General features: G+C 69.7%; 20 protein-coding genes. 10 read left to right on the forward strand and 10 right to left on the reverse strand.

The window, feature by feature from the left end:
* Nucleotides 1–212: hypothetical protein (locus VFO68_RS11265; RefSeq protein WP_325158169.1), on the forward strand; the 212-nt coding region annotated here is incomplete at its 5' end.
* On the opposite strand, the gene VFO68_RS11270 is transcribed toward VFO68_RS11265, so the two are convergent.
* The 4 genes from VFO68_RS11270 to VFO68_RS11285 all read right to left on the reverse strand — a co-directional run bounded on the left by VFO68_RS11270 (nucleotide 209) and on the right by VFO68_RS11285 (nucleotide 5309).
* Entirely contained in the window at nucleotides 209–1231 is a 1023-nt protein-coding gene (locus tag VFO68_RS11270) for a pectinesterase family protein (protein WP_325158170.1), read from the reverse strand. The two genes, VFO68_RS11265 and VFO68_RS11270, sit on opposite strands and share 4 nt — an antisense overlap.
* Before the next feature lie 93 nt (nucleotides 1232–1324).
* Complete coding sequence (locus VFO68_RS11275) at nucleotides 1325–4009, reverse strand: ABC transporter permease (protein WP_325158171.1); 2685 nt, start codon at nucleotides 4007–4009, stop codon at nucleotides 1325–1327.
* Nucleotides 4006–4731 (reverse strand): ABC transporter ATP-binding protein, encoded by a 726-nt coding sequence (locus VFO68_RS11280; protein ID WP_325158172.1) that lies wholly within the window; start codon nucleotides 4729–4731, stop codon nucleotides 4006–4008. The genes VFO68_RS11275 and VFO68_RS11280 overlap by 4 nt, the downstream gene beginning before the upstream one ends.
* The gene (locus tag VFO68_RS11285) at nucleotides 4728–5309 is read right to left on the reverse strand and encodes a PadR family transcriptional regulator (RefSeq protein ID WP_325158173.1); all 582 of its coding nucleotides are present in this window, start codon (nucleotides 5307–5309) and stop codon (nucleotides 4728–4730) included. Before VFO68_RS11285 ends, VFO68_RS11280 begins: the two co-directional genes overlap by 4 nt.
* A 166-nt stretch (nucleotides 5310–5475) precedes the next feature.
* Between VFO68_RS11285 and VFO68_RS11290 the strand changes: the two genes are divergently transcribed.
* Nucleotides 5476–5793 (forward strand): hypothetical protein, encoded by a 318-nt coding sequence (locus tag VFO68_RS11290; RefSeq protein WP_325158174.1) that lies wholly within the window; start codon nucleotides 5476–5478, stop codon nucleotides 5791–5793.
* Between the two features lie 495 nt (nucleotides 5794–6288).
* On the forward strand, nucleotides 6289–9108 hold the full coding sequence (locus tag VFO68_RS11295) for an ATP-binding protein (protein WP_325158175.1): 2820 nt from the start codon (nucleotides 6289–6291) through the stop codon (nucleotides 9106–9108).
* Between the two features lie 920 nt (nucleotides 9109–10028).
* Here VFO68_RS11295 and VFO68_RS11300 read toward each other — a convergent pair.
* Nucleotides 10029–10625 (reverse strand): TetR/AcrR family transcriptional regulator, encoded by a 597-nt coding sequence (locus VFO68_RS11300; RefSeq protein WP_325158176.1) that lies wholly within the window; start codon nucleotides 10623–10625, stop codon nucleotides 10029–10031.
* Nucleotides 10626–10715: 90 nt separating this feature from the next.
* On the opposite strand from VFO68_RS11300, the gene VFO68_RS11305 reads away from it, so the two are divergent.
* From VFO68_RS11305 to VFO68_RS11315, 3 genes are all read left to right on the forward strand, one after another.
* Complete coding sequence (locus tag VFO68_RS11305) at nucleotides 10716–12449, forward strand: ABC transporter ATP-binding protein (RefSeq protein ID WP_325158177.1); 1734 nt, start codon at nucleotides 10716–10718, stop codon at nucleotides 12447–12449.
* Nucleotides 12450–12477: 28 nt separating this feature from the next.
* Entirely contained in the window at nucleotides 12478–14334 is a 1857-nt protein-coding gene (locus tag VFO68_RS11310) for an ABC transporter ATP-binding protein (RefSeq protein WP_414635486.1), read from the forward strand.
* Nucleotides 14335–14467: 133 nt separating this feature from the next.
* Nucleotides 14468–14737 (forward strand): hypothetical protein, encoded by a 270-nt coding sequence (locus tag VFO68_RS11315; protein WP_325158178.1) that lies wholly within the window; start codon nucleotides 14468–14470, stop codon nucleotides 14735–14737.
* 20 nt (nucleotides 14738–14757) lie between these two features.
* On the opposite strand, the gene VFO68_RS11320 is transcribed toward VFO68_RS11315, so the two are convergent.
* Both VFO68_RS11320 and VFO68_RS11325 read right to left on the reverse strand, forming a co-directional pair.
* Complete coding sequence (locus VFO68_RS11320; RefSeq protein ID WP_325158179.1) at nucleotides 14758–15249, reverse strand: pyridoxamine 5'-phosphate oxidase family protein; 492 nt, start codon at nucleotides 15247–15249, stop codon at nucleotides 14758–14760.
* Nucleotides 15250–15293: 44 nt separating this feature from the next.
* Complete coding sequence (locus VFO68_RS11325; protein WP_325158180.1) at nucleotides 15294–16523, reverse strand: WD40 repeat domain-containing protein; 1230 nt, start codon at nucleotides 16521–16523, stop codon at nucleotides 15294–15296.
* A 117-nt stretch (nucleotides 16524–16640) separates the two neighbouring features.
* Between VFO68_RS11325 and VFO68_RS11330 the strand changes: the two genes are divergently transcribed.
* Nucleotides 16641–17906 carry a helix-turn-helix domain-containing protein gene (locus tag VFO68_RS11330; protein ID WP_325158181.1) on the forward strand — a complete coding sequence of 422 codons (1266 nt, stop codon included), beginning with the start codon at nucleotides 16641–16643 and terminating at the stop codon, nucleotides 17904–17906.
* Nucleotides 17907–17912: 6 nt separating this feature from the next.
* Here the strand turns inward: VFO68_RS11330 and VFO68_RS11335 are convergent, their stop codons facing one another.
* Entirely contained in the window at nucleotides 17913–18629 is a 717-nt protein-coding gene (locus tag VFO68_RS11335; protein ID WP_325158182.1) for a class I SAM-dependent methyltransferase, read from the reverse strand.
* Between the two features lie 227 nt (nucleotides 18630–18856).
* Here VFO68_RS11335 and VFO68_RS11340 point away from each other — a divergent pair, with 227 nt between their 5' ends.
* Complete coding sequence (locus VFO68_RS11340) at nucleotides 18857–19918, forward strand: hypothetical protein (RefSeq protein WP_325158183.1); 1062 nt, start codon at nucleotides 18857–18859, stop codon at nucleotides 19916–19918.
* On the opposite strand, the gene VFO68_RS11345 is transcribed toward VFO68_RS11340, so the two are convergent.
* Entirely contained in the window at nucleotides 19915–21213 is a 1299-nt protein-coding gene (locus tag VFO68_RS11345; RefSeq protein ID WP_325158184.1) for an MFS transporter, read from the reverse strand. The genes VFO68_RS11340 and VFO68_RS11345 overlap by 4 nt on opposite strands.
* A gap of 316 nt (nucleotides 21214–21529) precedes the next feature.
* On the opposite strand from VFO68_RS11345, the gene VFO68_RS11350 reads away from it, so the two are divergent.
* A complete protein-coding gene (locus VFO68_RS11350) occupies nucleotides 21530–22438 on the forward strand; it encodes a hypothetical protein (protein WP_325158185.1) in 909 nt (302 codons plus the stop codon).
* An 18-nt stretch (nucleotides 22439–22456) separates the two neighbouring features.
* On the opposite strand, the gene VFO68_RS11355 is transcribed toward VFO68_RS11350, so the two are convergent.
* Entirely contained in the window at nucleotides 22457–23752 is a 1296-nt protein-coding gene (locus VFO68_RS11355; RefSeq protein ID WP_325158186.1) for an SGNH/GDSL hydrolase family protein, read from the reverse strand.
* 184 nt (nucleotides 23753–23936) lie between these two features.
* Here VFO68_RS11355 and VFO68_RS11360 point away from each other — a divergent pair.
* Nucleotides 23937–25015 (forward strand): PHB depolymerase family esterase (locus tag VFO68_RS11360; RefSeq protein ID WP_325158187.1); only part of this gene is annotated, 1079 nt, incomplete at its 3' end.

Raw genomic sequence — 25015 nt, forward strand, 5'->3', positions numbered from 1 at the left:
CCGAGACCGTCGCCGGGGCGGCGGACTATCCCGACCCGCCCGGCGCCCGGGCCGCCGAACTGTGGCACACCGGTCTGGCGAGCCTGTCCGACGCGGCGGCGACCCTGCCCGAGGCACTGGACGCCGCGGATCCCGCGCGGCTGGAGTCCGCCGCCCAGCGGCTGTCCGACGGCTCCGAAAAGCTCCTGGAACTGGTCCGGGCGGCCGGCTAGTGTCCGTGCGGCCGCCAGTCGCCGAGGTAGGCCGCGACGGTGTGCCGGGCGGCTTCGGCGTCGGTGAGTTGCGGGCGGTCCGGGCCGATGCCGGCGCCGGGACCGGTGTTGCGGTACTCGAACAGCCGGGCGTCGCGCCAGGAGAACCCGGAGAAGTCGGTCCAGGGCGCGCTCTTGACCGCCGCCGGCAGCACGGTGTCCCGGATCACGACCTGCGCGACGGCGGCCGGGTCGCCGCCCGGATGCCATGGCCGGCCGAGGAAGTAGGTCTGCGCGGCGGCCGGGCTGGTCACCCGGCTGCGGGTGATCAGGAAACCGTGCGGGTTGTCCGCCCGGGTGCTCGCCGCGGTCAGGTAGCCGTTGGGGTCGCCACCGCGGTCCAGCGCGGTGATCGTGACCCGGTCGAACACCGCCGTCGCCCGGCCGAACATGAAGTCCACGTCGCCGACGATGGTGGACCGCAGGTAGTACTGGCGGGCCCGGACATCGACGCTCGCGGTGTCGGCGTAGAGCGTGTCCTGGTGGCCGAGGAACCGGTCGTGCTCGAACAGCATCCGGTCGCCGGTCGCCTTCACCGCCACCGCCTGGGTCGCGGTGATCTCGGGGTGGGCGGCCCGGTCGAAGGAGTTGCTGAACGTGATGTGCCGGGCGGTGAAGTCGCTCGCCGCGATCGTCACGGTGGCGCTTCCGGTGGTGCCGAACGGGGTTCCGTCCGGACGCAGGGTGCCCGACGCGTTGTCGAAGTCGATCACCACGTCGGCCGGGTCGCCGGTGCTGCCGACCATGGTCAGCCCGGTCTTGCCGGCCGGCACCCGGACCACCTCCCGGTAGCGCCCGGGTCTGATCCGGATCGTGTGCGGCGTGCCGTCCGGAACCGCGTCGACGGCGGCCTGGACGGTGGTGTGGTCACCACTGCCGTCCAGGGCCACCGTCAACGTCGGGCACGCTCCCGCTTCCGCCGGACCGGCCGCGCCGGTGACGATCACGACCGCCGCGACCACGCTGCTGATCACTCGCACCGGCACACCTCGATCCGTCGGGAGTCCACCCCTTTGGACCCTAGGTGCGGTTCGCGAGCCGATTCCGGTGTGCCGGTGGACAATTCCGTCGGATCAGCGGCGGCGTTCGATCGGCAGCCGGGAGCGGGTCAGCAGGCCCGTGCCGAGCATCGCCACGGCCGGGACGATCAGCACCGCGACGGCCAGGTTCAGCCAGGGCACGGTGATCGGCAGCGGCGGGGGAGCGGGCCACGTCGCTGCGTAGCGCTGGTTGAGCGCCGAGAGCACCGCGACCGACGCGCCCAGCCCGGCGATGGCGCCGAGCACCGATCCCAACCCGGCGATCAGCCCGGACTGGCTCAGCATCAGGACCCGGCGCAGCCGAGGCGCGGCGCCGACGGCCGCCAGCGTCCCAAGATCCGCTCGGCCGTCCGCGGCGGTCAGCCCGGTGGCGAACACGGCGGTGCCAACCGCGATCAGCCCGGCCACGATGGCCAGCACGAGCAGTTCCTGGGTGTCCGGCTCGGCGCCCCGGTCGACGGTCACCCGGTACTCGCTGCCCAGTTCGGCCTGGAGCCGGTCATGCTCCGCGACGGTGGGCATCCGGGTGGTGCTGGCGAGCGTGACGAGGGGGGCGGAGTCCAGCCCGAGTGACCGCGCGGTCGCCTCGGTCAGCAGGACGATGGGGGCCTCCGGCTTGTGCGGCAGTACGAAACCGGCCGCCGTCAGCGTCCGCGCGCGACGGTCGGTCGCCGGTTCCTCGACCGAGAGGGTCACCCGGCCGTTGTCCAGGTAGCGTTCGTCGTCCACCACCACCGCGCCGCCGCGCAGGGCGGCGACGACCTGGTCGCGGTCCTGCTCCGGAATCTCGATGATGGTGCTCACCGCGTTCTCGTCGATGATGAACGCCGGACCCCAGATGCCGCCAATGGTGTCGAAGTAGGTGTGCGCCTGCCCGACCCCCGCGCAGCGCGCGTCGCCACGCGCGGCGCGCTGCTCCTCCGCGGTCGGCTCGCGTTCCAACCGGTCCATGGTGTACGGGCAGGCCCGTGCGTCGGGGATCTTGGCGCGCACGAAACACTTCCGGCCCCCGCACTGCGGCAGGTTGATCTCCGCGACCGCCGCGACCGGCATGACGCGGCGCAGAGTGTCCAGTGCGTCCGGGGGCAACGGGCGGTTGTTCCCCGGGAGGTCGTCCGCGTACCCGACGACCACGTCGCCGGGCCGGCCGGCGTTCTCCGCGGCCTCCTGTCCCTGCGCCGCCAGCAGCGTGATGCTGATGACGATGCTGCCGATCACCGCGGCCATCACCGCCGAGATCGCCGGCGCCGCGGCGGTGCGGTTACGCGCGGTGTCGCGCAGCGCCATGCGCGGTGCCAGCGGCAGCACGCGCCCGAGCCGGGCGAGGAAGCCGAGCAGGGCCGGCGTGCACAGCACGAGACCCAACTCGGTCACGATCAGCGCGGCGAGGATGAGGATCTGGTTGACCTGGGAGGCACCGAGGACCGCCAGCCCGGCCCCGCCGGCCACCAGCACCAGCCCGAGGATCGGCCAGCGCCTGCGGCTGCGGACTATGCCGCGCCGGCCGGCCAGCGCGGCGACCACGTCCTGGCGGCCGGAGATCCAGGCGGGTACCACCGCGGCGAGCGTCCCGGTCAGCACGGCCAAGGCGATGATCACCAGGACGGGGACGGCGGCCACCCGAAGGCCCTCGGTCCGGATGCCTTCGGCTTGCTCGGCCAGCGGCAGGGCGAGCGCGGCCGCCGCGATCCCCAGCCCGGCGCCGGCCACCGCGGCGACCGACCCGAGCACCAGCCCGTCGGCGAGCATGATCCGGCGCACCTGCGCCGGGGTGCCGCCGGTCGCGGCGACCATGGCCAGGTCCCGCCTGCGCCGCCGGGCGCTCACCGCGAACGCGGGGCCGGCCAGCAGAATGATCTCCAGCATGGCGAACCCGGCGACCAGGGTGAGCACGCCCCGGTCCACCTCCCCGCCCTCCCGGACGCCCACGTCCATCTCGTACCGCTCGGCTCCACTCGGCGGGTTCTCCAGTACCTGCCGGGAGACCGCGACCAGGCCGTGCGTGTTGAGCTCCTTGACCTGTTGCCAGGTCATCGGGTTGGGCGTGGCCACCAGCCAGCGCAGGTCCGCCCGGTCCGTGGCCCCGGCCGCCTGGCTGGGTCGCACGATCGTGGTGGCCGCCAGATCCCCCGGGTCCTCCACGATCGCGACGACCCGCAGGGTCGGGCCGCCGTCGGCCGGGCGCACCGTGCCGCCGACACCGGCACCGAGCCGGTCGCTGGCCGCCGGAGTGAGCGCGATCTCGTCGGCGGCTGCCGGCGCACGGCCTTGCAGCGGCCGGTAGATGCCGACGGCCAGGGGGTCGGCGTAGTCGAGGCTCCGGGTGGTGATGGTGCCGATCCCGGAGGCCGTGTGCACGGTCAGGTTGCCGTCCTGGTCGCGGATGAACCTGGTGCCGGGAGGGAGCAGCGCGCGCAGCCGGTCGTCGGACGCCGCACCCGACCCCGGCGGCTTCGTCGAGTCCACCGGGAACGCGATCGCGTGGTCCGGTAGTTGTCGCACCGGGTTCTCGCCGGGCCAGCTGACCACGGCCGCCGCGGCGCCCATCTGCCGGTCGGCCCGTTCGCCGACGGTGAGCTCGAAGCTGTCCCAGGCGATCGACAGGAACGTCACCGCCGCCACCGGCACCATGATCAGCGCCACGACCAGGACCGAGCGTCCCTTGGCGGCCAGCGCCTCGCGCCGGGCGATGCGCAGTGCCGGGCGCATCCCGGTCATCGGGCCACGCCCGGGGTGTTGAGCAGTTCGTCGGGCTCGGCGAGCGGACCGGCGGTGTCCACGATGACCCCGTCGCGCAGGAACACCACCCGGTCGGCCCAGGCCGCGTGCCGGGCGTCGTGGGTGACCAGCACGCCGGCCGCCCCTTCGTCCACTTTGGACCGGAGCAGGCGCAGCACGGTCTCGCCGGTCTGCGAGTCCAGTGCCCCGGTGGGCTCGTCGGCCAGGATCAGCCGCCGGTCGCCGATCAGCGCCCGGGCGATCGCCACCCGCTGTTGCTGCCCGCCGGACATCTCGTCCGGGAACCGGGCGTCGTAGCCGGCGAGGTCCACTTCGGACAGTGCGGCGCCGGCGAGCCGGGCCGCCTTGCGGCGCCCCATCCCGTCCAGTTCCAGCGGCAGCGCCACGTTCTCCGCCGCGGTGAGGCTGGCCAGCAGGTTCAGATCCTGGAACACGTAGCCGATCCGGCGGCGGCGTAACGCCGCCAGCGCCCGCCGGCCGCACCCACCCAACTCCGTGCCCTCCACCCGCACCGTGCCCTGGCTGGGCCGGTCCAGCCCGCCGGCCAGGTTGAGCAGCGTCGACTTGCCCGAGCCGGACGGTCCCATCACCGCGACCAACTCGCCGGCCGCGATGGTCAGCGTGATCCCGCGCAGGGCGTGCACCTCGGTCTCGCCGCTGCCGTGCGTGCGGTGTACGCCGGTGAGTTCGAGGATGGTCATCGGCTGCGCACCTCGCCCGGTCGGTGCGGCTGCGCGGCCGGCGCCGTGGCGCTCCGCGTTGCCGGCGGGTAGCGGACCAGGCTGGCCTCGCAGTGGTCCAGCCAGCGGGCCTCCGCCTCCGCCTGGAAGATCATCGCGTCCAGCACAAGGCGCCAGGGCAGTTCGGCCGGCTCGGCATCCGCCGCCTTGAGCCGGGTGAACTCCTGCAGGGCGCGCATGGTGGCGGTGCGCTGGGTCTGCACGACCGCCCGCACATCGACCCCCGGCGTGGTCAACGCCAGCGCGAGCTTGATCGCCAACTCGTCGCGCGGCCGGTCCGCCCGCTCGACCGGCGTGGCGAACCAGAGCGCCAACTCGGCCCGCCCGGCGCCGGTGATCTCGTAGGACCGCTGCCCGCCGTCCTGCTCCGGCAACGCGGACACCAGGTCGTCGCGTTCCAGCCGGGACAGCGTGGTGTACACCTGCCCGATGTTCAGCGGCCACGTGCCGCCGGTGGACTCTTCGAACGCGGTGCGCAGCTGGTACCCGTACATCGGCCCGCGTTCCAACAGGGCGAGCAGCCCATACCTGACTGACATGGATACTGAGTATGCATATCCGGTATGCATCGCGCAAGCACCACTGGATATCGGTCAACTGACCGATGTCTCGGTACGCCGATGACGAGAGGGTTTCCCCATGCCCAGGCGCGCGGAGTTCATCCATCCCGTTGGAGAGTCGCGCCAGGACCCGAGAGGTGAAGTGGTGACTGCGTCGTCGTCGGACTGGCATGACGAGCTGGTGCTCATGGCTGAGCTATCGAGCGTCAACAACCAGATCGCGCGGTTCGTGCTCCGGCTGCTCGACGCGGACGCGGGACGAAAGGAGCAGGTCAGCGTGGTTGACGAGGGCCGGCTGGGGGTACGCCTCGTTGACCTTGGTCATGCACTTCAAGATCGCGCCGCCGCACGGGCGACGCGAATGGCGGAAAAGCGAATAGCACGCGAGGTCCCAGGCTCGATACTGCGGCTCGAGCCAGGGCGAGGAAAGGCCTCACCTCGCCCTGTGGCGGGCCATGAGTGAACCCGGGCGGCGAAGGGATCACAATGGCCCGTCACTGGGACCTCGCATCGTACGTACAAATTGGTGAGCAGACCAATTTGTCACCTAACGATCATCTCCACTCCGTCGTGGGTCATCCCGGGCGGGTCAGCGCCGGCGACCAGGGCGCTCTGGGCGCCCAACATCGCCAGAACCGATACCACGACAGCAAGGATCATCCTCAGAACACGCATGTCGGCCTCCCCGACTTAGGCCTGAAAATGGAGGATTTCCAAAAACGGTAGGTCCCGCTATCCTAATTTAACGGCGTGGTCGGCATACATGTGGCGAAACATACCGTTAAGGTGAACAAAGGGTCGCACCCGACATTTAATATTGGATTAATCGAGGGTTAACAGCGGGTGAACGGATGATACCGAGTTTGTCGCGCGACGCCGCTGCCTGCGCAAGGGCCGGTGCAGATAAGTGACCGGGTGGGCGTTGTTTGCGGCCGGATCAAGCCGTACTGTCGTGGATATGCGGGGTACCGTCACCCTTATCGGCCGTGAAGCGGAGCTCGACCAGCTCGAGGAATGGATTCTCGATCTTATCGCCGGGACCGGGCGAGCCGTCCTGGTCGAGGGTGAGCCGGGCATCGGGAAGTCCGCTCTGGCCCGGGCCGCGGCGACAATGGCGGAGCACCAAGGCTGTCAGGTGTTCCGGGCCGGTGCCGACGAGCTGGGCCAGGACCTGCCGCTTCAGCCGCTGGTGGACGCCCTGCGGGCCCGGGAGTCGTCCGACGAGCCCCGGCTGGCGACGATTCTGCGCCTGCTTCAGGGCGAATTGATCAGTAATGGCGCCGACCCGGCGATCGCGGCGGCGGAACAATTGTTGACCTTGATGACCGAGTTGTGCTCGGCCGAGCCGACGGTGCTGCTCGTCGATGATCTTCAATGGGCCGATTCGGCGACGATCAGCGTCTGGGAATGGTTGGCCCGTTCGGCCGATCGAGCGCCGCTGCTCCTGATCGGCACCACCCGGCCGGTCCCTCAGCGCGACGAGCTGCTGGCGCTGCAGCGTGCGGTCGGCGAGGAGAACATGATCCGGCTCGAGGGTTTGCCCGACGCGGCCGTCGCCGACCTGATCGCCACGATCGCGGCTGGTAAGCCGGGCGAGCAACTGCTCAGGCTCGCCGACGGCGCGGCCGGAAACCCGCTCTACCTGACCGAGTTGCTCGGCGCGCTGGCCCGGTCCACCCGGCTGAAGGTCACCGACGCCGGTCTGGTCGAGGTCACCGCCGGGCCGGTGCCCGACTCGCTGGTCGCCGCCATCGCCCACCGGCTGGATTTCGTGCCGCGTGAGGCCCGTTCGGTGTTGCGCGGCGCGGCTCTGCTCGGGGTCGAGTTCCTGGCCTCGGACCTGGCGATCGTGCTGGACCGGCGGATCGCCGAGTTGGTGCCGGTGATCGACGAGGCCCGTACGGCGGGCGTTCTCGAAGAGGCGGGGGAGAAGCTGTCGTTTCGGCATCCGTTGATCCGGGACGCGCTGTACGACGACATCCCGGTGTCGGTCCGCGCCGCCTGGCATCGCGAGGCGGCCACCGCGCTGGCCAGAGCCGGGGCGCCGACCCTCCGAGTGGCCAGACAGTTGTTGCGCGCGGGGAGCTCGGCCGGTGCCGGTCCGCTGGACGAGTCGTTGCTGAGCTGGATGGTCGACGCGGCCCCCTCGCTGGTCGCGCAGAACCCCAAGGCGGCGATCCAGCTGCTGCGGCAGGGCAGCGACCGCTCGCCGGTGACCACCAAACGCGGCGCCGTGCTGGCCTGCCGGCTGGCGGACGCGCTGTACCGCACCGGCGACTCGGCCGAGGCCGAGCGGATCGCGGCCAACGCCATGACCGTGGTCGACGATCCGGATCTGCTGGTCGATTTGCACTGGACCGTGACCCAGTGCCGAACATTGGAAGGCAGGGCGGGCGACTCGCTCGAGACACTGTCCCGGGCGCTGGTGGTGCCGTCGATCTCCGCGCGGCAGCGGGCCCGGTTGCAGGTGCTCACTGCCCGGGCACACCGCAACCTCGGCGAGGTCAGCGTGGCGGGCCGGGTGGCCCGGGACGCGTTGCGTACCGCTGAGAAGGCCGGCGATCAGTGGGCGATCGGCTGGTCCCTGCATGTGCTGATCATCGTGGCGCTGATGCGTGGTGACGTGGCCGCCGCGCTGCCGCTGTTCGAGCGGGCGCTGCGGGTCGTGCGGGACAACCCCGGACTGACGGATCTGGGGCTGCTGTTGGAGATCAACCAGGCGGTCGCGCTCGGCGACATGGACCGCTACGGCGACGCGATCGCCACCGCCGAGCGGGTGCGCCAGCGGGCCGACCACGCGGGCAGCCTGGTTCGCCTGGCGCAGGCCCAATGTGCGTTGGGCGAGCTGCTGTTCGAGGTCGGGCGCTGGGACGACGCGCAGGCCGAGGTGGAGGTGCTGTCGGACGAGTTCAAGGATCCCGGCGCCACCTGCTGCGACCGCGGGGTCGCCGCCGTGATCGCGTTCCACCGGGGTGACCCGGACACCGCCCGGCAGCACCTGAGCCTGGCCGAGCCGAGCGCGGAGAAGATCGGTAACCGGGTGGTGGCCACGCTGACCCTGGCCAGAAGCCTTGACCAGGAGATCGCCGGGGCGCCGGACGAGGCGCTCGCGGTGCTCACCGCCGGGGTGAGCAACGACGCCGAGGAGCTCGACGAGATGGAGGACCTGCTGCCGGAAGCCGCGCGGCTGGCCGTCTCCCTCGACGACTCCGGGACCGCCGTGGACGTCGCGGCCCAGGCGGCGAGCCTGGCCCTACGCTCCCAGGTTCCGCACCGGCTCGCCGCCGACGCCTACTGCCGCGGCCTGCTCGACGACGATCCCGGCCTGCTGCTGCACGCCGCCGACCGTTACGACGACGCGGACCGGCCGCTGATGAGTGCCAAGGCGCTGGAGGCCGCCGCCATCGCGTTCGCCGGCCGGGGCGACCGCACGCCCGCGCGCTCGGCGTTCACCCGCGCCGACGATCTCTACGGCCGGCTGGGCGCGAGCTGGGATCTGGCCCACCTGCGGGCGGAGCTGCGCCGGCACGGCATCCGGCGCGGCCCGCGCGCCAAGCACCGGCACAACCGGGTCGGCTGGAACAGCCTGACCCCGACCGAGATGCGGATCGCCCAACTGGTCGCCGAGGGCCTGCCCAACCGCGCGATCGCCGAACACCTGGTCCTCTCGCCCCGCACCGTCGGCACGCACGTGTCGCACATCCTGGCCAAGCTCGGCGTCCGCTCCCGCATCGACATCGCCCGCGAGGTGGCCACTCAGACCCAGGGCAGTAACTGAGTGGGGCGGAATTCTCGCGGAACGCCTCGGCCATGACGCCGGGCGGCGTCCGGATGATGATTTCGTCTGCGCGGCGGGTGTCGATGGAATATCCCGGTTGAAAACGGTGCTCGCGCGGTGGGTGATCCCAGTCGGATGTCGCTGATCGACTCCAGTAGGACCGTCAGGGACGACTTGGTCAACGTTTGAACAAGCAAATGATCAGGATCGCCAAAGCTAGTGTGCCGCCGAACGCCGCGCCACCAGCGAGGATGGCGGTAGCTGGGGACTGACCAGCCATCCAGGTGAGAACGCCGGCCCCGCTACCGACGAACAGCGACCACAGGACGCCAAGACTGAGCCAGATCGGCATGAGAGGGTTGGGGGATCCGGACGGAGATGTCATCTGCCTTCCTCGTTTGATGGGTACAGGTTATTTGGAGATGTCAGGTCAATAGATGCGATGAAGTGTGTAACGCAATTCAGTAATGCGGAGTTCGCCGCATTGAATTCGAATTGTCACGCCATCCGGCTGGACGCCTTGTAACGTGTCATCGGGTGTTCGATGAGCGGTCAGCCATTCAATAATGTGCAGCAAAAGAGTCGCATCCAATATTTAATATTGGATTAATCACAGGTTAACGACAGGTGAACGGATGGTACCGGGTTAGTCGCGCAGCGTCCCTGCCTGCGCAGGGACTGCCCCTGATAGGCGGCCGGATGGGCGTTGTTCGCGATCGGATCAAGCCCTAATGTCGTGGATATGCGGGGTACCGTCATCCTTATTGGCCGCGAAGCTGAGCCGGACTGTGCCGGAATAGGGCGTTGATCTTACCGTCGGGACTGGTCGGACGCCTGGTGTCTCAGTGATGCCCGTGTCCACCGCCATCCGGCCCAGCCGCGGCCGCTGGATGCGGGCGTAGGCCCGGGGATCCAGTTGGTCAGAGTTTCGTGCCGAGACCGCGGAGCAGGGGAAGGTAGATCTCGTCGACGATGCCGGTGATGGTCTCGTCGGTGATGGGGCCGGTCCGGAGGATCGCTTCGCCGCGGACCAGGTCGAGGGGGAGGCGAGCCGCCCGGTCCGGAAGGGTCGTCGGTGGGAGCTCGCCGCGGTCGGCCGCACGGTGCACGATCCGGGTGATCGCCTCGGCCAGCGGCGTCGATCTGAGCTGTTCCTGGAGGATGGCGATGACCTCCGGGTCGCGGAACGCCTCGGCCATGACGCCGGCGATGGTCTGGCTCATGATGGCGTCGGCCCGGCGGGCGATGCGGGTGAACATGGCGAGCAGGTCCGAGCGCAGCGAGCCGGTGTCGATCGGCTGGGTGTTCGGTGGCTGCCGGCCGGACCAGGCGGCCAGGGCGAGCGCGGCCCGGCTCGACCAGCGCCGGTAGATCACCGGCTTGCTGGTGCCGGCGCGGGCGGCGACCGCCTCGATGGTCAGGCCCGCGTATCCGGAGGTGCACAGCTCATCCCAGGCGGCGTCCAGGATTGCCTGCTCAAGTTCCTCGCCCCGGCGGCGGCTGCGTATCTCGGCCATCCGGGCTCCTTTTAGATACGTTGCGTATCTTAATAGCGTAGCCTATGTTGGCTGCATAAGATACGGATCGTTTCTTCTGTAGGGGGAAGTGTGCTGATCCGGCTGTTGCGTACCTACCTGCGCCCATACCGGCGCGAACTCACGGCGGTGCTCGTGCTGCAGGTGATCGGAACGGTCGCCTCGCTGTACCTGCCGAGCCTCAACGCCGACATCATCGACAAGGGTGTGGTCACCGGCGACACCGGCTACATCGTGTCCACCGGCGGCTGGATGCTCACCGTCACGATGCTGCAGATCATCTGCTCGGCCGGCGCGGTCTACTTCGGCGCCCGCACCGCGATGGCGTTCGGCCGTGACGTCCGGGCCGGGATCTTCCACCGGGTCGGCACGTTCTCCGCCCGCGAGGTCGCCCAGTTCGGCCCGCCGTCGCTGATCACCCGCACCACCAACGACGTGCAGCAGGTCCAACTGCTCGTGGTCATGGTGTGCACCATGTTCGTCACCGCGCCGATCATGTGCGTGGCCGGCGTGTTCATGGCACTGCGCGAGGACGTGGGGTTGTCCTGGCTGCTGGTGGTCTGCGTGCCGGTGCTGGTGGTCGCCATCGGGTTGATCATCATTCGGATGGTGCCGCAGTTCCGGAAGATGCAGGACCTGCTCGACCAGGTGAACCGGGTGTTCCGGGAGCAGTTGTCCGGCATCCGGGTGGTCCGGGCGTTCGTCCGGGAGCCGGCCGAGACCCGCCGGTTCGCCGACGCCAACGCCGCGGTGACCGAGACCGCGCTGCGGGTCGGCCGGCTGCAGGCGATGATCTTCCCGACCGTCATGCTGATCATGAATGCGTCCAGCGTCGCCGTGCTGTGGTTCGGCGCGCACCGGGTGGGCGCGGGGGAGATGCAGATCGGCGCGCTGACCGCGTTTCTGAACTACCTGATCCAGATCCTGATGGCGGTCATGATGGCGACGTTCGTCAGCATGATGATTCCGCGCGCGGCGGTCTGTGCCGAACGGATCAACGAGGTGCTCGACACCGACCCCTCGGTGGTTCCGCCCGCTGCCCCGGTCCGTGAGCTGCCGGTGCGCGCCGAGGTGGAGTTCCGCGGCGTGGAGTTCCGCTACCCGGGCGCGGCCGACCCGGTGGTGCGGGACATCTCCTTCCGGGCCGAGCCCGGCCGCACCACCGCGATCATCGGCAGCACCGGTACCGGCAAGTCCACGCTGCTCTCGCTCATTCCCCGGCTGATCGACGTGACCGGCGGCGGCGTGCTGGTCAACGGCACCGACGTGCGCGAGCTCGACCCGGACGTGCTGCGCGGCCGGATCGGCCTGGTGCCGCAGAAGGCCTACCTGTTCACCGGCACCGTGGCGAGCAACCTGCGCTACGGCAACCCGGACGTCACCGACGAGGAACTGTGGGAGGCGCTGGAGATCGCGCAGGCCCGGGAGTTCGTCGAGGCGATGCCCGGCGGGCTGGAGGAGCCGATCGCGCAGGGCGGAACGAACGTCTCCGGCGGTCAGCGGCAGCGGTTGTCCATCGCCAGGGCGGTGATCCGCCGGCCGGAGATCTACCTGTTCGACGACGCGTTCTCGGCGCTGGACCTGTCCACCGACGCGGCGCTGCGCGCGGCGCTGCGGCCGCACATCCGGTCCGCCGCTGTGATCATCGTCGCCCAGCGGGTGTCCACCATCCTGGACGCCGACCAGATCATCGTGCTGGACAACGGAACCATCGCCGGCATCGGCAACCATCGCGAGCTGCTCCAGACGTCCCCCACCTACCTGGAGATCGTCGAGTCGCAGTTGACCCCGGAGCAGGTGGCGTGATGAGCGAGCGAGCTTGCGAGGTGACGGCATGAGTACCCAGACCGCGAGTCCGCGTCCGCAGCCGAGTCCGATGGGCCGGGGCTTCCCCGGCATGGGCATGCCGGTCGGCAAGGCGGAGAACTTCGGGGTGTCCGGGCGGCGGCTGCTGGACCGGATGCGGCCGGAGCGGGTGGTGCTGACCGTCGTCGTGGTGCTGGGCGTGATCAGCGTCGGGTTCGCCGTGGCCGGGCCGAAGATTCTCGGGCACGCCACCGACATCATCTTCACCGGCGTGCTCGACCCGCGCGCCGGCATCGACTTCACCGCACTGGCCGAGGTGCTCACCTGGGTGATGGTGCTGTTCGCGGCGTCCTCGCTGTTCGCCTGGGTGCAGGGCCGGTTGCTCACCGGCGTGGTGCAGCGGGTGGTGTACCGGCTGCGCGAGGACGTCGAGGCGAAGCTGCACCGGCTTCCGTTGCGGTACTTCGACGGCCAGCCGCGCGGCGAGCTGCTTTCCCGGGTCACCAACGACATCGACAACATCTCGATGACCCTGCAGCAGACGCTGAGCCAGATGCTGACCTCGCTGCTGATGGTGGTCGGCGTGCTGGTCATGATGTTCACCATCTCGCCGCTGCTGGCGCTGATCGCGCTGGCGGTGATCCCGCTGTCGGTGGTCAGCACGGCGCAGATCGGCAAGCGGGCGCAGAAGAAGTTCATCGCGCAGTGGCGGCAGACCGGCGCGCTCAACGCGCACATCGAGGAGGCCTTCACCGGGCACCAGCTGGTCACGGTGTTCGGCCGGCAGCAGGAGTCGGAGGCGGAGTTCCGGCGCCGCAACGAGGAGCTGTACGAGTCGGCGTCCGGGGCGCAGTTCATCTCCGGGCTGATCATGCCGTCGATGATGTTCCTGTCCAACCTCAGCTACGTGGTGGTGGCGGTGATCGGCGGGCTGCGGATCACCTCCGGCGCGATGACCCTGGGTGAGGTGCAGGCGTTCATCCAGTACTCCCGTCAGTTCACCCAGCCGTTGACCCAGGTGGCCTCGATGGCCAACCTGATGCAGTCCGGGGTGGCCTCGGCCGAGCGGGTGTTCGAACTGCTCGACGCCGAGGAGCAGGACCCCGACCCGGCGGATGCCGAGACGCTGCCGGCGGACCGCCGCGGGCGGGTCGAGTTCGAGCACATCAGCTTCTCCTACCGGCCGGAACAGCCGTTGATCGAGGACCTGTCGCTGGTGGCCGAGCCGGGCCACACGGTGGCGATCGTCGGTCCCACCGGGGCGGGCAAGACCACCCTGGTCAACCTGATCATGCGGTTCTACGAGCTGGACGCGGGCCGGATCACCCTGGACGGGCTGGACATCACCCGGATGCGCCGGGAGGACCTGCGCTCGCAGATCGGCATGGTGCTGCAGGACACCTGGCTGTTCGGCGGCACGATCCGGGACAACATCGCCTACGGCAAGCCGGGCGCGACCGAAGAGGAGATCATCCGCGCCGCGCAGGCCGCGCACGTGGACCACTTCGTGCGCACGCTGCCGGACGGCTACGACACGGTGATCGACGAGGAGGGCACCAACGTCAGTGCCGGTGAGAAGCAGCTGCTCACGATAGCCCGGGCGTTCCTGGCCGATCCCTCGCTGCTGATCCTGGACGAGGCGACCAGCTCGGTGGACACCCGCACGGAGTCGTTGGTACAGCACGCGATGGCCGCCCTACGGTCGGCCCGGACCAGCTTCGTGATCGCGCACCGGCTGTCCACGATCCGCGACGCCCACCTGATTCTGGTGATGGAGTCGGGCCGGATCGTCGAGCAGGGCACCCATGCCCAACTCCTCGAACGCGAAGGCGCCTACCACCGCCTCTACTCCGCCCAGTTCGCCGCCGCCGCCGACCCCGTGTAGGGGTGAGACCAGCGGCGGCGCCGGCTATCGTGACGTCGAGGGGGGATGGCACATGCGGCGGCGTAGGCCTGGCCGGTTCAGCCGGGCGTGGCAGCGGGAACGGGCCGAGCGGGCCAGGGCCGAGGCAGACGAGTTGGACGCGCTGACCTATCGGTTGGCGTGGGGCCGTTCGCCGGTGGTGCGTGCCCTGTTTCGCTGGCGGCAGGGCGAAGGCGCGGACACGGTACTGCCGTATCGCGGTTTTCGCGCCGGGCGCAGCCGTGTCCGGCCCGACGACACGGGGTATGACGAGCCGTTGGCACCGGACCCGCCGCGCGACTCGGGGCCGGACAACCCATGGCTGGCCGATATCCCCGACCACCTCAGCGGCCCGGTGATCGGTGCGGACGACCCGCAGAGCTGAGCGCGCCGAGCCGGTACGGCTCAGTGTTTGCGGACGACCCGCTCGGGCTCGCCCGGCTTCCAGATGGTGATGTCCAGGTGGCCGTCGACCATGCCGACCGACGAGGCGCCGGTCAGGTCTGCCTCGAAGAACTGGTCGAACCGCTGCCCGCGCAGGTCGAGACCGATGTCTTCGAACAGGTCGACGGCGAAGCGCTGATGCAGGTCCGCGTCGTCGACATGCTCGACAACGCCCCAGAGCTTCGCGTCGCCGTCGCCGACGTTCGGGTCGACGGTCGCGGTGTGCAGGCAGAACCGCGGGTCACGGGCCAGGTCGTGGAACTTGGTGGTGTTCGGCATGCCCATGAGCCACAGCCGGCCCTCGAAGATCCGGGGCTCGATCGGGCTGATCCGGGGGAAGCCGTCCGACCTCAGGGTCGCGAGCAGGCACAGCTTGTGCGTCGCGGCGTGCCGGCGGAGGAAGACCTCGGCGATGCTCGGCGCGCTCTCGGTGAACTCGGTCCAGCTCGTCATGGCCGTAACGCTACGACCATGACGAGCCGGCCGCGGAACCGCCGTCAGCGCGACCAGGTGGACGGCACGACGCCGAGCCGCATCCGCTGCGGGTGGTCGCCCACCCCGACCCGGGCGACCTCCTGGCCGGTGGCGTAGGAGATCGCCGAGACGCTGTCGGTGCCGCTCCAGGACACGAAGCAGTAGTTGCCGTCGGCGCTTCGGGTCGCCCAGTACGGCTTGGTGCCGGCGCGAACCAGGCCCTGGTTGGCGAACGTCGCCCGGGACACGACGGTGGCGTAGTCGGACATGGTGCCGGCGACGCAGATCTTCGTTCCCGCGGTGTTCATCGCGATCCCGTGGTGCGCGGAGTCGAGCACGTACTCCGAGCGCGGCAGGTCCGGCACCAGGTTCGGGAGTTCGGCCACCCGCAGCACCCGGTCGGTCTGCAGGTCGTACTCGACGAAGCCGTGGAAGAACGAGACCTGGAAGTAGACGTACCGCTCGTCCGGGGAGAAGGTCATCGGCCGCACGGCCGAGCTCATCCCGGGAAAGCCCGCCTCGGCGAGCTTGGCGCTCATGTCGAGGCGCTTGACCACCTGGTTGGTGGTGCGGTCGTAGATCTCGAAGACGCGCTCGCCCTTCGTGGTGTCCAGCAGCGGGTGGTCGAGTGGCGTGTAGACGGTCCCGATGCTGGCGTTGACGATGTAGCGGCCGCCGCTGATGTAGGTGTTCTCGTGCGGCGAGTCACCGGTGGCGAACCGGCCGACCTCACGGCCGGTCGTCACGTCGAGCAGGTGTACGACGTTGCCGGTGGACGCGGACACGGCGACCTGCCGGCCGTCCGGCGAGAGCGCCATGTGGTCGGATCGCTGACCGGCCACCGCGAACCGCCAGGCCAGCCGCCCGGTGTTGATGTCGATCGCGGCCACGTCGGCCAGGCTCGGCCGGGACACGATCAGCAGCCGGCCGTCCGGGGAGGTGTACATGTCGTCGACGAACTGGTCGTGCCCCTCGCCGATGAGCTGGCGCACGGCCAGGAAGAACACCAGCCGGATGGGGTTGAGGTAGATCTCCAGGAGCCGCTGGGTGCGGTCCGGCACGACGTTGAGCGAACCTATCTTGCTGAGCTGCCCGTCCGGAGTGACCACGTCCACCGTGCCGGCCCAGTTGTTGCCGACGAAGAGCACCTGCCGGAGGTCGGTGGGCTGCCCGACCGCGCTGGGTGCCGCCGGCCCGGCGAGCACTGCCGCCACCAGGGTCGCCACCAGCGCGCCTGCCCCGATCCTGCGCATGGCCGCCTTCCTCTCTGGTTCCAAAGGTTACTGACAAGTAACAGGACTGCGTACCATGATGCCGGCGGACCTTCCGGGATCCGGCTGGAACTTTCCCAGAGATGAAGGGAAGGCGTTGTGACCCAGCACGATGTGGCCGCACCGGAGCTGCTGCCGTTCGGTGGCGTTCCCGGACATCAGCGGCTGGCCGAAGCGGCGAGCGAACTGGTCCCGCGGGTGCTCGACCGGGTGGTCGCCGAACTGCCGGCCTACGCCCGGCTGCCCAGGGAGGAACTGCGCGGCGACATCGTCCGCATCATCGAACGCGGCATCCAGTCGTTCGTGCACATGCTGCGCACCGGCGCGCCGCCGTCGGCCATGCTGCTCGACGCGCTGCACGACGACATCGTGCAGCGGGCCGAGGAGGGCATCCCCGTCGAGGCCATGCTGAGCGCGCACCACATCGGCGTCCAGGTGTGCTGGGAGCACTTCAGCAGCCAGGCGCGGCCGGAGGACCTGCCGACCGTGGTCGAGGTCAGCAAGCTGCAACTGCGCTACCTCGGGGCCGTCACGGCGGTGGTGTCGGCAGCGTACTTCCAGGAACGGCAACGAATCTTCACCGAGGAGCACACCGCCCGGCAGGCGTTTCTGTCCGCACTGCTGTCCGGGGAACGGATCGCCGATGCCGCCGCGCACGCCGGCCTCGCGGTGGCCCCGGCCTACGTCGTGCTCGGGCTACGGGTGGCCGCGCACGGCGACGAGCGGGATCCGGACGTCGACGCCGCGGTGGCCGCGCGGCGCAAGATCCGGCGGTTACGCACGGAGTTGGAGCGCGCCGCGGGCGATCCGGTGCTCACCCGGCTCACCTCGGCCGGCGGCCTGGTCGTGCTGCCGGCGACCGGGGAGGACCAGGACCCGGGGTGGGCCCGGATCCGCCGGATCGTCAGCGCCGCCGGGCATGCCGGCGGGGTGGCGGTCACCGCCGGGGTGGCGCTGGCCGCACCGGCCGAGGTCGGCGCGGCTGCGGTGGTGGTCAAGGAGATCCGCGAGATCGCGCATTCCGCGGGCTTCCCGCCGGGGGTGTACCAGCTGTCCGACGTGGCCCTGGAGTTCCAGCTCTCCCGCCCGGGCCCGGCCCGAGAGCTCCTTGCCGCACAGGTGGATCCGCTGACCCGCACGCCGGAACTGCTGCAGACGCTGTTCGTGCACGTCGACTGTGGACTCAACCGCAAGCGCACGGCCAAGGAGTTGCACGTGCATCCCAACACCGTCGACTACCGGCTCCGCAAGATCGGTGAGCTGACCGGCCTCGACCCGGCCAACCCCGGCGAGCTCGCACGGATCCGCGCCGCGCTCGTCGCTCGCCGCGCACAGCATCCCGCCGACCCGCCGCTGACCGACTGACCCCGGTCAACGCGGCCTGATCCCCACGATCCGCTCGCGCTTTCCCTCCCAGCGCACCGCCTCGACCGACTCCAGCCCGGCCTGGCCGAACGCCTCGAGGTACTCGTCGAACGTGTACAGGCCCAGCGAGTGCGTCTCCGTCCACGAGTGCACCCCGGCGTGGTCACCGACCAGGTTGTAGAAGTCCGATGTGGACAGCCGGCCGTCCCGGGGGTGCGCGTAGATCACCTGCACCATCGTGCGTCCGTCGTGCTCGACCACGATGTGGTCGACCGTCCCGCCCTCGTACTCGTCGGGAGCGGCCCACGGTTCGACCACCAGGACCCCGCCCGGCGCGAGGTGGGCGGCCATCCGCCGCACCGCCAGCGACAGTTCGTCGAGGTCCTGCATGTAGCCGATCGTCCAGTAGAGGCAGGTGACCGCGTCGAACCTGCCGGGCAGCGCCAACGTGCGCATGTCGCCGACGTGGATGGCCACCCCCGGAAGCTTGTCCATGGCGCGCTCGCACATCGGCTTGGCCAGGTCCACGCCTTCCACCCGGTCGAACATCCGCATCAGGTGGCGAAGGTGCTCGCCGGTGCCGCAGGCCACGTCCAGCAGGGTTCGCGCGCCGGGGTTGCGGGACCGGACCAGCCCGGCGACCGAACGCGCCTCGGCGGCGTAGTCCTTGCCGCCGTCGGTGGTTATCCGATCGTAGAACTCGGCGTAGCCAGCCTCGTACATCGCGCCCTCCACCAGTTCATCACCGATTGTCCCATATTACCCATATGATCCACTTAGGGGGAATTGCCCATGTCGAAATTACCTAGTGGTCGGCGATGGATGTGAATTGTGCGATAGGATCGCCAGGCGTGACGACCGTATTTCTGAATTATGTCTATTACACACATGTCGGTCATTCGGTCGAAGCACTGCGATATTCCAGGGGCCTGGCCGATGCCAATCCCGGTGTGGATGTGCACGTCGCCCTCAATGGTCGCGCGACCCCGGACATCACCCGGGGCTGCCCGTGGATCGCCGAAACCCACGCCATCGACCTGCGTGAGTTCGACGACCCGGGCACCGCCCGAACCGCGGTGGCCCGGCTGCCCCAGCGGTGGGACTACATTCTCGAGGACACCACGGTCCTGCTCCCCGAGGACGACCTGGACGATGCCTTTTTCAGCGCCGACGAGCGGGCGGTGCAGCGGCAGCTGAAGGCGTACTGCGAGCTGACCACCACCCAGCTCGTCGCGACGCGGGGGCGGGGGAGCACCAGCCCGTCGCTGCAACTGCCCGAGGGTCTCGGGTACCGGCCGCAGAGCCAGGTGATCATGGCGGTCCCGCCGGAGAACCGGGCCTTCGCGCGGCGCTACGCCCACGAGGGGCCGAAGGTCTGCATCCTGCTCGGCGGGTCGGACAACTACTACCGCTACCCGGACGTCTCCTCCTGGGTCAAGATCATCGGTGCGATCCGGGACGCCTTCCCCGGGGTCCGGTTCTTCCTGACCGGCGTGCGCGGTTCGGTCCGCGGCCAGACCAGCACGGCCGGGTACTCCGGCGACGCCGTCCAGCGGTTGCTCGACTCCGGGCCGGACGTGGCGGACTGCTACGACATCGGCCTGTGGAACCAACTCGCGCTGATGGAACTCTGCGACGTGTTCCTCTCGCCGCACACCGGTTTCGCGTTCCTGGCGCCGTGCGTCGGGACACCCTGGTTGGCGTTGTCCGGCGGGCACTGGCCCGAGTACTTCTTCAACGACGTGCCGTTCTACTCGGTCCTGCCGGACGATCCCGAGTTCCCCTACCGCGGCAGGCTCTACCCGGAGGGCAGCACGACCAAGCTGCCGAGCATGCGGCCGGAGAACCTGGACCGCAAGATTCCCGAGATCGTCGAGGGGATGCGGCTGCTGCTGGACCCCGCGTTCAGCTACCCGGCGGCCATCGACCGCTACCGGGAGAACATCGCCCGGGCGAACATCAACCGCGACTGCATGATCCTGCCCACCGATCCTTCCCTGGCGGCCTTCTAGGCACGCCGGAACGCCCAGGCGGCGGCGAAGCCGGTGAGCACCGTCAGAACCCCGGCGGCCAGCAGGATCGTGTCGATCGGTCCGAGGTGGACACCCAGGACGGTGGCATCCAGGTCGCGCAGCACCGAACTGGCCAGCCAGGCCGCCAGCGACAGCGTCACCAGTGAGGCTATCTCGTTGATCGGCTGGAACGCGGTGCTGACCCGGCCGAGCAGCTGCGCGGGCGTGGCCCGCAGCATCAGCGGCCCGGTCATCGAACTCTGTGCGGCCAAAGGAAACCCGGCGACGAACATGATCACGATCGCACCGAGCGGCGTGGTCATCCGGGAGTAGCAGGCCAGCAGGACACCGCTGGCGACGATCGCATAGGCATAGACGGAAGCCGCCCGGAACGGCTTGACGAAGATCGCCGTCACGGCCGCGCCGGCCAGCACTCCCACGCCCGCGGCCGTCTCGATGATCCCGTACACCGCAGGCGAGCCGTTGAGGTTCTCGGTGACGAAGAAGACCTCGAGCGGGGCGAGGCAACTCGTCACGGCGGTCACCGTGGTGGTCGTGATGAGCAGCACCTTGAGCATCCGGTTGCCGGCCAGGTAACGAAAGCCCTCCATCAGTTCGCGCCAGAAGGGGGCGTGGGCAGCGGCCGCCGGCGGCGCCGGCCCCCGTCCGGTGCGCATCTTGGCGACGGCGAAGAAGGACACCGCGAAGCTCGCCGCGTTGAGCAGCATGGCCCACTGCGCGCCCGCCACGACCAGCAGCACCGCGCCCAGGGACGGACCGATGATGCCGGTCAGCGCCGTCGATCCGGTGGCGATGCTGGCCGCCCGTTCGCGATCGGCGTCGTCGACGACCGCGCCCAGCATGCCGAACCGGGCCGGGCCGAAGAACTGCGCGGCGGCGGAGACCAGCGCGCTCACGGTCCAGGTGATCGCGAGCACGACGCCGCGCGGCAGCGCCGGCCCGATGAACACGACCACGGCCAGTCCGGCGACCAGGACGCAGCGCACGGCGTCGGCGGCGAGCATGATGCGCCTGCGGTTCCAGCGGTCGGCGTACACGCCCGCGACCAGGCTCAGCAGCATGATCGGCACGGTCTCGGCCACCAGCACTCCGGCGACGGCCAGCGGCGCCCACGGTTCGTCGCCGACCACCACGGTGGCGATCCACAAGGTCAGCGTGACGGTGAAGACATCGTCACCCAGTGCCGAGATTGTTTGACCGAACCAGAACCACCAATAGTCACGGTTGTGCCGCAGCCCGCTTTTTTGGTCAGGTCCGGCAATCTCGGTCGCCATTCCCCTCCCTAAGTAGGGTATTGTCACCTAGGGGAAACAGGCCCGGCTCGATTTCGCTCCCGGCCGCCTAGCATGGTAACCGATGGCGAGAATTCTACTCAGCTACGTTTGCCGCCCTTCGGTTGGACACGTCGTTGAGGCGATGCGTTATACCTTGGGTTTCCATGACGCGAACCCGGGCGCGGAGATCCACCTGGCCATGTCCGACCGCGGGGTTCACGAACTGACCGCGGGATGCCCGTGGATAACCCGAACCCACACCATTTCTGTGGCGGCCTTTTTCGACCCGAATGTCGATTCCGCCGCCCTCGCGCCGATGCCCACGGAGTGGGACTACATCGTCGACGACAACAATGCGCTCCTGGAGGAGGCGGGTGGCCGCTATCCGCCGCAGCGTGACCCGGAAACCGTTGCCCTGGCCCGTTACTACCGGCTGACGGCCGGCGCGCTGGTGGCCACCGCCGGCCGGGGCACGCTCAGCCCGCGCATGCGCCTGCCCGACGGGCTGGGATACCGGCCGCGAGCGCGGGTGCGGCTGACCGTGCCGGAGGCGAACCAGGTCTTCGCCCGGCGCTACGCCCAGGGCGCACCGCGCATCGGTGTGCTGCTCGGCAGCACGTCGGGCCCGCACAAGCATCCCGAGGTGTCGTCCTGGGTGAAGATCCTCGCGGCGATCCGGGAGGCGTGGCCCACGGTCAGGTTCTACGTGACCGGCGCCCGCCGGCCGGCGGGCGGGCGGACCTACACGGCCGGCTACTCCGACCAGGCCGTCGACGAGCTGCTGGCCAGCGGCCCGGACATCGTGGACTGCTACGACATCGGCGTCTGGAACCAGGTCGCGTTGCTGCAGCGGTGCGATGTGCTGGTCGCGCCCAACGCCGGGTTCTCGCTGCTGGCCCCGTGCGTCGGAACCCCGTTGCTGACCATCGCCGGCGGCGACGAGGTCGAGTTCTTCTTCAACGGGGTGCCGTTCGCCGTGGTGCTGCCGGACACGCCCGGCTTTCCCTACCCCACGCAGCCCTACATCGGTTCCAGGATTCCCTGCATGCGTCCGGAGAACCTGGACCGCAAGATCCCGGAGATCGTCGAGAGTCTCGGCCTGCTGCTGGATCCGGCCTTCAGCTACTCGGCCGCGGTGGACCGCTACGCGGAGCACATCCGGCGCGCGAACATCCGTCGGTCGTCGGTCTACCTCCCGTCGCATCCGCTCCTGGCGGACTTCTGAGTCGTGAGTGGACGAAGGTCACCGGAACAGGCGCGCCGGAACGGCGTCGGCGAGTGCCCGGTACCCGGTGGGGTTGAGGTGCAGGTGGTCGCCGTCGTCGTAGGCGGGCAGCAGGGCCCGGGGGTTGGCCGGGTCGCGCACCGCCGCGTCGAAGTCGATCACGGCGTCGAACTGGCGGGAGGTGCGGATCCACCGGTTGACGATCTGCCGCGCGGACTCCCGGAACCCGGTCGGGTCGTCGTAGGCGGTGTTGCCGCCGAACGGGAGCAGGGTGCCGCCGTAGACCCGGATGTTCTGGGCGTGCGACCGGACGATGATCTGCTCGTAGGCGGCGATCAGGTCATCGGCGACCTGCTTCTGCGCGGCCTCGGTGGCCGCCGCGGTGCCGATGTCGTTGACGCCTTCGAGGACGATCATCCAGCGAACCCCGCTCTGGGCGAAGATGTCGCGGTCCAGCCGGGCCAGCGCGTTGGGGCCGAGGCCGTCGTTGAGCACCCGGTTTCCGCCGGCGGCCTGGTTGAGCACGGCGATGTCGGCGGTGTCCGGCCGGGACTGCAACCGGTCGAGCAGTTGGTCGGGCCAGCGGTTGTTGCCGTTGGTGGTGGAGCCCCGGCCGTCGGTCAGCGAGTCGCCCAGCATAGCCACCCCGGCCGTGGAGCGGGTGGCGATCGTCTCGGCGCCGCTGAGGAAGTACCAGTGCGCCACCGAGGTCGCGCCGGGCAGGTCCGCGTCGTCCAGGTGGTTGCCGGCGATCATGTGGGACGTGGTCCGGGAGCCGGGATGCGAGGTGATGTTGGCCGACGCCTGTCCTTCGGCCAGGTACATGGTGACCGTGAGGTTGGTCCGGGGCGCGAGGCGCAGCGGCACCGGGTCGGACACCATCTGCGCGCCGACCGGGACGACCACCGACGGTCGGCCGTTGAAGGTGACCGGCCGGGCGCTGCCGGGCTGGATCGCGCTCACGCCGGGCGCCCCGCCGGCCGGCAGGGCGAGGGAGACGGCCGTGATGGGCAGCGCGGCACCGCCGAAGGCGTTGGAGAACCGCAACCGCACCTGCTGACCGCCGACCGTGACCCGGATCGTCTGGCGCAGCGTGCTGTTGGCGAAAACCAGGTTGTCGCCGGTGAACGGCGGCGGCGGCATGTTGCCCGGCTCGGTGAGCTGCGGCATCGAGACCCAGGTGTTGACCCACTGCGCGTGGGTCTGCGGGCCGAACCCGGCGCCGTCCTCCGTTCCCACCGCCTGGGACGTGGTGACGAGTGTGGCGGTGAGGATCCCCGCGGCGACCAGGCTGGCGATCGACGTCCGGTTCATGCGCACGCACCTCCGAAAGTTTCGGAATGAACGCCGGTAGTTTTCATGAACCTAGAACCTGCTCTGTGAACGGGTCAAGGCGCGACCAGCCTTACCTGGTGTAAACCGGACGAATACTCAGGGTTGCAAATCCAGATGTTCCGGAACACAATCGAAATGTTTCACGACGTCTGAGGGAGATCTCATGAAGATCAGGGGTGCGATCCTGGGCTGCCTGGCGGCCGTGGTGCTAGTCGTCGCCACGCTCGTGCAACTGGCGCAACCGGCCTCGGCCGCCTCCCTGGTCGAGGTCACCGGCTTCGGCAACAACCCCAGTGGCCTGCGGATGCACCTCTACGTGCCGGACCGGGTGCAGGCCCGGCCGCCGATCCTGGTCGCCGTGCACTACTGCACCGGCTCGGGTCCGGCTTTCTTCAGCGGCACCGAGTTCGCCCGGCTCGCCGACGAGAACGGGTTCATCGTGATCTACCCGAGCGCCACCCGCAGCGGCAACTGCTTCGACGTGTACACGCAGCAGGCGTTGCGGCGGGACGGCGGCAGCGACCCGGTCGGCATCAGGTCGATGGTCACCTACGTGCAGCAGCGGTTCAACGCCGACCCGAACCGGGTCTACGTCACCGGGGCCTCCTCGGGCGCCATGATGACCAACGTCCTGCTGGCCAACTACCCGGACGTGTTCAAGGCCGGCGCGGCGTTCATGGGGGTGCCGGACACCTGCTTCGCCACCACCCCGCCGAACACCTGGAACAGCGACTGCGCCAACGGAAACGTGATACGGACCGCGCAGCAGTGGGGCGACGCCGCCCGGGCCGCCTTCCCCGGCTACACCGGAGCGCGGCCGCGTATGCAGATCTGGCACGGCACCACGGACTCGACGCTGCGCTTCCCCAACTTCGGCGAGCAGATCAAGCAGTGGACCAACGTGCTCGGCGTGAGCCAGACCCCGACCATGACCGACAGCCCGCAGTCCGGCTGGACCCGCACCCGCTACGGCGGCACCGGGGTCATGGCTCCGGTCGAGGCGATCAGCCTGCAGGGCGTCGGGCACAGCCTGCCGATGGGCGGCCAGGCGGCGATGGCCATCGCGTTCATGGGGCTGAACACCGGAACGCCGCCGGTCACGACCACCACGACGACCACCACGACCACCGGGCCGCCGCCGGTCTCCGCGTGCCGGGTCAGCTACACCGTCAACGCCTGGAACAACGGCCTCACCACCGACATCACCATCGCCAACACCGGCGGCACCCAGGTCAACGGCTG

Source organism: Actinophytocola sp., assembly GCF_035712165.1.
Taxonomy (GTDB): Bacteria; Actinomycetota; Actinomycetes; order Mycobacteriales; family Pseudonocardiaceae; genus DASYTH01.